At 71.0% G+C, this 8,092-nt stretch carries 7 protein-coding genes; 6 read left to right on the top strand and 1 reads right to left on the bottom strand.

Features of this window, described 5'->3' with window-relative positions:
• Positions 1–327: 327 nt before the first annotated feature.
• A complete protein-coding gene (locus AB0917_RS32375) occupies positions 328–1,446 on the top strand; it encodes a hypothetical protein (protein ID WP_366823280.1) in 1,119 nt (372 codons plus the stop codon).
• Positions 1,447–1,635: 189 nt separating this feature from the next.
• Here AB0917_RS32375 and AB0917_RS32370 read toward each other — a convergent pair whose 3' ends face one another.
• Entirely contained in the window at positions 1,636–2,172 is a 537-nt protein-coding gene (locus tag AB0917_RS32370) for a TerD family protein (RefSeq protein WP_366823279.1), read from the bottom strand.
• Between the two features lie 316 nt (positions 2,173–2,488).
• On the opposite strand from AB0917_RS32370, the gene AB0917_RS32365 reads away from it, so the two are divergent.
• The 5 genes from AB0917_RS32365 to AB0917_RS32345 all read left to right on the top strand — a co-directional run bounded on the left by AB0917_RS32365 (position 2,489) and on the right by AB0917_RS32345 (position 7,820).
• Positions 2,489–3,109, top strand: coding sequence for a YdbC family protein (locus tag AB0917_RS32365; protein ID WP_366823278.1), 621 nt, complete (start codon positions 2,489–2,491; stop codon positions 3,107–3,109).
• A gap of 224 nt (positions 3,110–3,333) precedes the next feature.
• On the top strand, positions 3,334–3,993 hold the full coding sequence (locus tag AB0917_RS32360; RefSeq protein ID WP_366823277.1) for a histidine phosphatase family protein: 660 nt from the start codon (positions 3,334–3,336) through the stop codon (positions 3,991–3,993).
• A 12-nt stretch (positions 3,994–4,005) separates the two neighbouring features.
• Positions 4,006–4,914 carry an ADP-ribosylglycohydrolase family protein gene (locus AB0917_RS32355; RefSeq protein WP_366823276.1) on the top strand — a complete coding sequence of 303 codons (909 nt, stop codon included), beginning with the start codon at positions 4,006–4,008 and terminating at the stop codon, positions 4,912–4,914.
• A gap of 275 nt (positions 4,915–5,189) precedes the next feature.
• On the top strand, positions 5,190–6,980 hold the full coding sequence (locus AB0917_RS32350; RefSeq protein ID WP_366823275.1) for a DUF4173 domain-containing protein: 1,791 nt from the start codon (positions 5,190–5,192) through the stop codon (positions 6,978–6,980).
• A 129-nt stretch (positions 6,981–7,109) separates the two neighbouring features.
• Complete coding sequence (locus AB0917_RS32345) at positions 7,110–7,820, top strand: ribonuclease HII (protein ID WP_366823274.1); 711 nt, start codon at positions 7,110–7,112, stop codon at positions 7,818–7,820.
• Positions 7,821–8,092: the final 272 nt, after the last annotated feature.

The raw sequence follows: 8,092 nt of genomic DNA, 5'->3' as shown, positions 1-8,092 counted from the left end.
ACTGCGGCCATCAGCGTGGTAATCACGATGATCGAGGCGGCCAGCTGGTGATTGCCGTTGGCCGCCGGCCCTTGGCCGGCGCCCCTCCCTGGCGTATCTGCCAGGGCGTGACATTTGAAGACACGCCCTAGTACACCGAGCGCCTTGAGGGCGTGAAGTAGCTGGTCAGGGCGGTGGAGCCGATCTCGCGGCTTCACTGCCCTGATGCGCCTGCCGCCCGGCTGTTGAGTTTGATGCAACCTGCCCCGAGTCGAGGGCTTGTCGCGGCGATTGCTGTCGTGGCATGCTCCGAACCATGATCAAGAGAATCGAGCCCTCCGTCCGTCGATGAGCGAGACGACCGGGACAGGACTGCCCGGGTCACCGACATCGCTGTTCGATCACGCACTCCAGCTACATCAGTTGGCTCCGGGGGAGCCACTTCCGTGCGACGGGGAACCGTATCCCGACGACGAGTTGCACCGTCGTCGGCGAGACCCGAAGGCGCCTGAGGACCGGCACTCGGCCGGCAAGGACGTTGCCCTCGTCCTGGACACGCATTTCGCCAAGGCTTCTGCCCTGCCCAGCGAATTGGCCGATGCCTTTCACGACGTCTACGTCCCGATTCATCAGAACGGGCACATCGCCGCCGCAGCTGAGCGGGCTGGCAGAGAACGCGTTCGCCGAACGGGCCGCTGGTTGGTCCGATACGGGACCGATCGATGCGCGGTCACCGTTGGACTTGCCCTGCTGGCTGCCGTGGGCACAGCCGACGACATCCCGCTGATTCAGACGATCGGGCTGCTTTCCACCTGCTTCGGGCCACTCGCGGCGCACGCATTCGAGCGGCAGACAGGGGGAGTTGAGGCCCTGCTTTGGCTGGCCGAGCGCGTCACCGGCTGGGGACGCGTCTATGTCGTTGAAGCGCTCTGCAGACTCGACGACCCGACTGCCCGGCCTTGGCTGCTTCGCAGAGCCTGTGACGGCGATTCCCTTAATGGATACTTCGCCGGCAACGTCGCCACAGTCGCCAAACTCCATGAGGCACTGGCAGACCCCGACACTGACAGCGAGATGGTCGACCACGTCGGTCGCCTACTCCATCAGATGAGTGACTGCGGGGGGATGGGGCTCACCCTCGCTCGCTACCCTCATTCGGGAGCGGTCCTGGAAGCTCACGCTCGCCATGTGGGTCTGCTCAGCCCGACGATCGAGCGCTATTTCACGATCGCGTTGCTCGCCCAGCACCTGACCACAGAGCCTCCCGAGGCTGCGGGATGCACTGCGGCGCAGCAGGAAGCGCTCCGGACGACCTACCTTGAGGTGCTCGACCGAGAAGAGTGGACCCAGGCCGCACGCGCCGGGCTCGCGACGGATGACGACCGGATGCGATGGCTCGTCGATCACCGGGCGCCCCAGCTGAGGCTGCGTGCGTTTCCCGATCGTGGATCAGATGCCGAGGAATAGCGCACGTCAGGAATAAGTGGTCTCCGCCAGGACACCCGGCTGAGCAGCGGACGACGGAGGGGACCGGCCCGAGGCCGGTCCCCTCCGTCGTCTCCCGTAATACCGCGCTGATGCCCGTCCACGGCCTTACGCATTGGCCGGAACTCGTCGCTGCTGTTCGAGCCCCCTGCCGTTCAGGCCTCCTGCTGTTCAGGCCCCGGAGTCGCGGTTGCCCATCACCGCCGCGAACGCGTCGGGATCGCCGTCGAAGCCGCGTACGTCCGGCCGGAAGACCCACTGGCCCGAACCGGTACGGGAGAACTGCCCGACGACGGCCGCCGTCGACCGGGCGACACTCGCGAAGTCGTCCTCGATCAGGTTCGTGTAGCCCTCCCGGATCTGCACCCCGGTGCTGCTGACCTCGCCGAAGGTCCTGCGTACCTCGCGCTGCTGGATGGCGACCCCGACGACCACCCGGCTGTACGTGGCGGCCAGCCGGTCCAGCTCGATCGTCATGACCTCGTCGAAGCCGAACCCCTGGCCCGTCCTGCTGTCCCGGTTCAGCGTGATCGTGCCGTCCGGCGAGCGGCTGTCGAAGTGCACCAGGTACGAGGGGCTGCCGTACGGTGCCTCCGCCGGATAGGTGGCCGCGATGATGTCGAGGTCGATGTCGGGTTCACCGTGCGGACTGGGATCCCATTTGATCCGTACTTCGACCTTCTCGATGTCCTTGTTCGGAGTGCTCACCGGACTTCCCCTCCTGGCCGACGGTCGCTGGACCGTTCTCATCATCCGATTCACCTGATCTTGTACGGAACGGACGGCGACCAGTCAACCGCCCCTGTGACGGACAGCGGATTCGGGCCATGTGCCCTGTGTGGTCCGCGCGGTCAGGGGGGCCGGTGTGATCGGTGCGGGGTCCGCCGGGCGGACTCCGGCCGGTCCAACAGGGGGTGATCGTGCCGTGGTGTCGTGGCGATCGTTGTGTGCGCGGCACGCCCGCTTCCGAGCGCCCCCCGCACGACCGTGACCTCCGCCACGTTCCTCCCCGTACGATGGCGCGGTGCTGGTGAAGTGGATTCGCTGTTCCGTGGTCGACCGTCATGGCTTCGAGCGGGGGCAGCGGGAGTGGGCGGGGCTGCTCGGCGAGCCGGGGTTCAGGGGGCAGGGCGGCGGGTGGAGCCGCACACGCCCCGATGTCGCCCATGTCTTCGCGTTCTGGGACAACCGCGTCTTCTACGACTCGTTCATGGCCCGCGGACAGGACCGACCGGCGACCGGGCAGGCGGGCACGTTCCGCGACATGCAGGTCATGCTCTTCGAGCGCCGGTTCGACGTGAAGACGGGTTTCGAGCCCGACTTCACGGAGGCGGACGTCGTCAGGGTCGCGCACAGCAGCGTGCACGAGGACCGGGCCGAGCACTTCGTGCTGATGCAGCAGCAGGTGTGGAACCCGGCCATGGCCGGGTCCCCCGGGATGCTGCGCGGGGTCTTCGGGGAGGCGCCCGGCGACGAGTTCCTCGTGCTCTCCATGTGGAAGTCGAGCGCCGAGCGGGGCAAGTACCGCGCCGACGGGGCGGAGCGCCTGGCGGCCCGCGCGCAGACCGAGACGGACGTGGCCGCGCTGACGGGGGACGTCGTCGAGCTGGAACCTTCCTGGACGGTCGGACCCAGGTTCTTGTAGATCACGCGCGGTCTTCACGGGGTGACGCGTGGTCTCTGCGGGGTCACGTGCGGTCTCTACGGGGTGGCGTGGCCTGTTACAGGGTCACGCGCGGTCTCTTGGGTCACGCGTGGTCCCTCTTGGATCACGCACGGTCCCTAAGGGCCACGTCCTGATCGTTACGGATCACGCCCCCGGTCCTCAAGGATCACGCGGAACCGTCGGGCACCCCCTAGGGTCGGTGCATGGCACGACCGCAGCGCATTGTCCTCGTCCGGCACGGCGAGTCCGAGGGCAACGCCGACGACACGGTGTACGAGCGGGAGCCCGACCACGCGCTCCGGCTCACCGCGATGGGTCTGCGGCAGGCCGAGGAGAGCGGGGCGCTCCTGCGTGAGCAGTTCGGCGAGGAGCGGGTGAGCGTCTACATCTCCCCCTACCGCCGGACCCACGAGACGTTCCGGGCCTTCGGCCTCGACCCCGCCCTGGTCCGGGTCCGCGAGGAGCCCCGGCTGCGCGAGCAGGACTGGGGCAACTGGCAGGACCGGGACGACGTACAGCTCCAGAAGGCCTACCGGGACGCCTACGGGCACTTCTTCTACCGCTTCGCCCAGGGGGAGTCCGGCGCCGACGTGTACGACCGGGTCGGGGCCTTCCTGGAGAGCCTGCACCGCAGCTTTGCGGAGCCGGACCACCCGGAGAACGTCCTGCTGGTCACCCACGGACTGACCATGCGGCTGTTCTGCATGCGCTGGTTCCACTGGTCGGTCGCGGAGTTCGAGTCGCTGTCCAACCCGGGCAACGGCGAGATGAGGACCCTGCTCCTGGGCGAGAACGGCCGTTACACCCTCGACCGGCCCTTCCAGAGCTGGCGCACCCCTGAGCCGTACGGCCGCACCGGATAGAGTGGCAGGGCGATGACCGTTGATCCTGCTTCCGAGCGGCGCTTCGAACGCGCCCTGGCCAGCCTGCGTGGCCTGTCCGTGGGAGACGCCCTGGGCTCCCAGTTCTTCGTCCCGGTCAACTACCCGCTGCTCAAGCAGCGCCTCCTGCCGCCCGGCCCCTGGCAGTGGACCGACGACACCGAGATGGCCTCCTCGGTCCTGGCCGTCCTCGCTGCCCACGGCCGCATCGACCAGGACGCGCTCGCGCACTCCTTCGCCGAGCACCATGACTTCGACCGGGGCTACGGGCCCGCCGTGAACCGGCTGCTCCGGCTCGTCCGGGAGGGCGGCGACTGGCGCGAGCTGGCCTCGGCGCTCTTCAACGGGCAGGGGTCGTGGGGCAACGGTTCGGCGATGCGGATCGCCCCGCTCGGCGCCTGGTACGCGGACGACCCGGAGCAGGCCACCCACCAGGCCGAGATCTCCTCGTACACCACGCACCAGCACCGTGAGGCCGTCGTCGGCGCGATGGCCGTCGCGGCGGCCGCCTCGCTCGCCGCGGCCCCCGGCGGGCCGCCGAAACCGGAGGAGTTCCTCGACGGCGTCGTCGCGCTCGTGCCCCGCAGCGCCGTCGGCGCCGGGCTGCGCAGGGCCCGCGACATGCTGGACTACCAGGACGCCGGGACGGTCGCCGCGGTCCTCGGCAACGGCCGCAGGACCAGCGCCCACGACACCGTGCCGTTCGCCCTCTGGTCGGCGGCCCGGAGCCTCGGGGACTTCGAGGAGGCCTTCTGGGTCACGGCCCAGGCGGGAGGCGATGTCGACACGACCTGCGCCATCGTCGGCGGCGTCGTCGCCGCCGGTACGGCCGGGACGCCGCCCGCCGACTGGCTGGCCCGCACGGAGGAGCCTCCCGGCTGGCTGGTCCCGGCGGACCACTGACCGTACGGACCCGTGGGCCGTAGGGGCCGTACGGACCCCTTGGCAGGTCGGACTCGGTCGGGCCCCGCGGCCGACAGCCGGGCCGACCGTCTGTCACGGTCCTGCCACAGGCCTCACTCTGAGTATTCGCGAACACCGGTTCGGGATTAACCTTCGGCCACGCCGTCCCCTGGTCGATCTTCACCGGTCCGCCTCCACGGGCGCGCGCCGAATGAGATACCGGGACCACGCGCTGCCCAAAACCATGTGCGGGTGCCCGGTGGGGGAGGGGTCCCATGTCCGAACGATCGTCAGAGCCGTCAGAGCCGTCAGAGCCGCAGCCACCGGAGTCGTCCAAGGCGGCCGAGTCGCCTGAGCTGCCTGAGGCACCTGAGGCACGCGAGGCGCCCGAGGCGCCTGCGGCTTCATCCCCGCCCGCCGCCGGTTCGGCGGCTCCGCCCCCGCCCTCGCCCGAGCCGGCATCACCGGTCACGGAACCGGCGGCCCAGCGCGCGCAGCAGCCCTGGCAGCCCGGACACCCCTGGCGGCCGCCCGTCAAGACCCCCGGCGCGACGGCGCGGCTCCGTCCGGCCGCGCCGCCCCTGATCCGGCCCGCCGTCCTCTGGGCGGCCCTGGCCACCGCCGTACTCAGCGCGCTCCTGCTCGGCGACGGCCTCGGTGTGAACCTCCTGATCGTCGCCGTGCCCGCCGCGCTGGCCGCCGGGTTCGCCGCTCGGGCGGCGGGGCGCCGGCTGCGGCCCTGGACGGCCCTCTGGGCCGTCGGCGGCCTCGCCCTGCTCGTGGTGCCGGCCCTCCGGGACGCGGGCTGGCCGACCTTCCTGGCCGTCGTGTCGGCCTTCGCGCTGGGCTCGCTCGCGCTGCACGGCAGCCGGAGCTGGCTCGGCGTACTGATCGGCTCCGTGGGCACCCTGGACTCGGTCGTGCCGGGGCTCCGGTGGGGCTGGCGCGGGGTACGGGAGCGGGCCGACGACTCCCGGGGGCGCTGGGGCAGCGCCGTCCGCACCACGGCCGTGGCCCTCGGGCTCCTCGTGGTGTTCGGAACGCTCTTCGCCAGCGCCGACGCCGCCTTCGCCGACCTGCTGGGCCGGCTCACCCCGGACGTGACGATCGTCGACGGCCCGTGGCGGACGTTCCTCTTCCTCCTGGGGCTCGTGGGCGCGCTGGCCGCCGCCCGTACCGCCGCCGCACCGGTGCGCTGGGACGGGCTCACCGTCAAGGCCGGCAAGCCCCGGGGACGTACGGAGTGGGCCCTTCCGCTCGTCGTCCTCGACCTGCTCTTCGCCGCGTTCGTCACCCTCCAGCTCGTCGTTCTCCTCGGGGGGTACGACAAGGTGCGCCAGGAGACCGGGCTCGACCACGCCGAGTACGCCCGCCAGGGCTTCTGGCAGCTGCTCTGGGCCACCCTGCTCACCCTCGTCGTGATCGCCCTGGCCCTGCGCTGGGCGCCGCGCGGCTCCCGCCGTGACCGGACGCTGGTACGGGCCGTGCTCGGCCCCCTCTGCGTGCTCACCCTGGTCGTCGTCGCCTCGGCGCTGCGCCGCATGGACCTGTACGTCGACGAGTACGGGCTGACCCGGCTCCGGATCTCCGTGGCCGCCATGGAGCTCTGGCTCGGCGTGGTGCTCGTCCTGATCCTGGCCGCCGGGGTCTTCGGCGCCAGGTTCCTGCCCCGCGCGATCGCGGTCAGCGCCGGGGCCGCCGTACTGGCCTTCGGGCTGATCTCGCCGGACGCGGTCGTCGCCGAGCGGAACGTCCAGCGCTTCGAGGACGGCCGGACCATCGACATCGACTACATCGAGGACCTCTCCGCCGACGCCGTACCGGCCCTGGACAGGCTGCCGGAACCGCACCGCTCCTGCGCGCTCAGGGACATCCAGCGCGAACTGCGGAGAAACGACTCCCCCTGGTACGCCACGAGCTGGGGCGAGGCACGGGCCCGGGAGATCCTCCGCGAACGCCCCGCGACGACCGTCCACCGCCCCTGCTACGCCCTGGGCACGGACGGCGTGCGGGAGGGCGAGCGCGGCGGCTACGAGCAGGACCGCGATGACTACGACCCGTACTGATCCCCGTACGCCCCCGCGACGACGCCACACCGGGCCCCGGGCGCTTCCCGGGCCCGGCGGCAGAATCTCGGTGCGCACGGTGCCCCGGGGTGTTGCTGCTGTCGCTCTCGGCGTACGCTGGCTGGCGCCATGCCGTACGAACCACCCACGCACACCGTCGAGCGCTCGCTTCGCGCTACCACCGGTGCCAGGACCGTCGCCGGTGTCGACGAGGTCGGACGCGGGGCGTGGGCCGGGCCCGTCACCGTGTGTGCCGCGGTCACCGGTCTGCGCCGACCGCCCGAAGGCCTCACCGATTCCAAGCTGTTGACGCCCCGGCGGCGTGCCGAGCTCGCCCCCGTGCTGGAGAGCTGGGTCACCGCCCACGCCCTGGGTCACGCTTCTCCGCAGGAGATCGACGACCTCGGCATGACGGCCGCGCTGCGGCTCGCCGCCGTACGGGCCCTGGAGGGGCTGCCGGTGCGGCCCGAGGCCGTGATACTCGACGGCAAGCACGACTACCTGGGCGTGCCCTGGAAGGTCCGTACGGTCATCAAGGGCGACCAGTCCTGCGTCGCGGTGGCGGCCGCCTCGGTCATCGCCAAGGTGCACCGCGACCGGATGATGGCCGAACTGGGCGGGGAGCGCGAGGAGTACACGGACTTCGCCTTCGCCGCCAACGCGGGGTACCCCTCACCGGTGCACCGGGCCGCGCTGGAGGAGCGGGGGCCCACGCCCCACCACCGCCTCTCCTGGGCGTACCTGGACGCGCTGCCCCGGTGGCAGCACCTGAAGAAGGTCCGGTTCTCCGCCGAGGCGGCCGCACTCGAAAGCGGGGGCCAGCTCGGCTTCGAATTCTGATCGCGCGCAGGCGCCCACCAGCGATGCCGACCGACCACGTCGGCCCACGACAGACCACCTTCCTGCCTCTCTCCCCGAGGAGCCTCAGATTCACGAGAGTGCCCAGGGTCCCCGCGTCACCCCGGCCGCCGGCCGTACCGCGCCGACCCCCCGTCCCGTACCAGGCCCGCGTTCCGCGGCCACGCCGCGTCCCGGCCGTCCGGGCCCCGGCCCCGCTTATTCTAGAGGGGCGCGCAGAAAATAACTGGACGATTTTCAGGGGTATCGGCCTT

The organism is Streptomyces sp. NPDC007346 (assembly GCF_040703535.1).
In the GTDB taxonomy this organism is placed as follows: Bacteria; Actinomycetota; Actinomycetes; order Streptomycetales; family Streptomycetaceae; genus Streptomyces.
The sequence above is the reverse complement of the archived record's forward strand: the minus strand, read 5'-3'. Positions and strand labels throughout refer to the sequence as shown.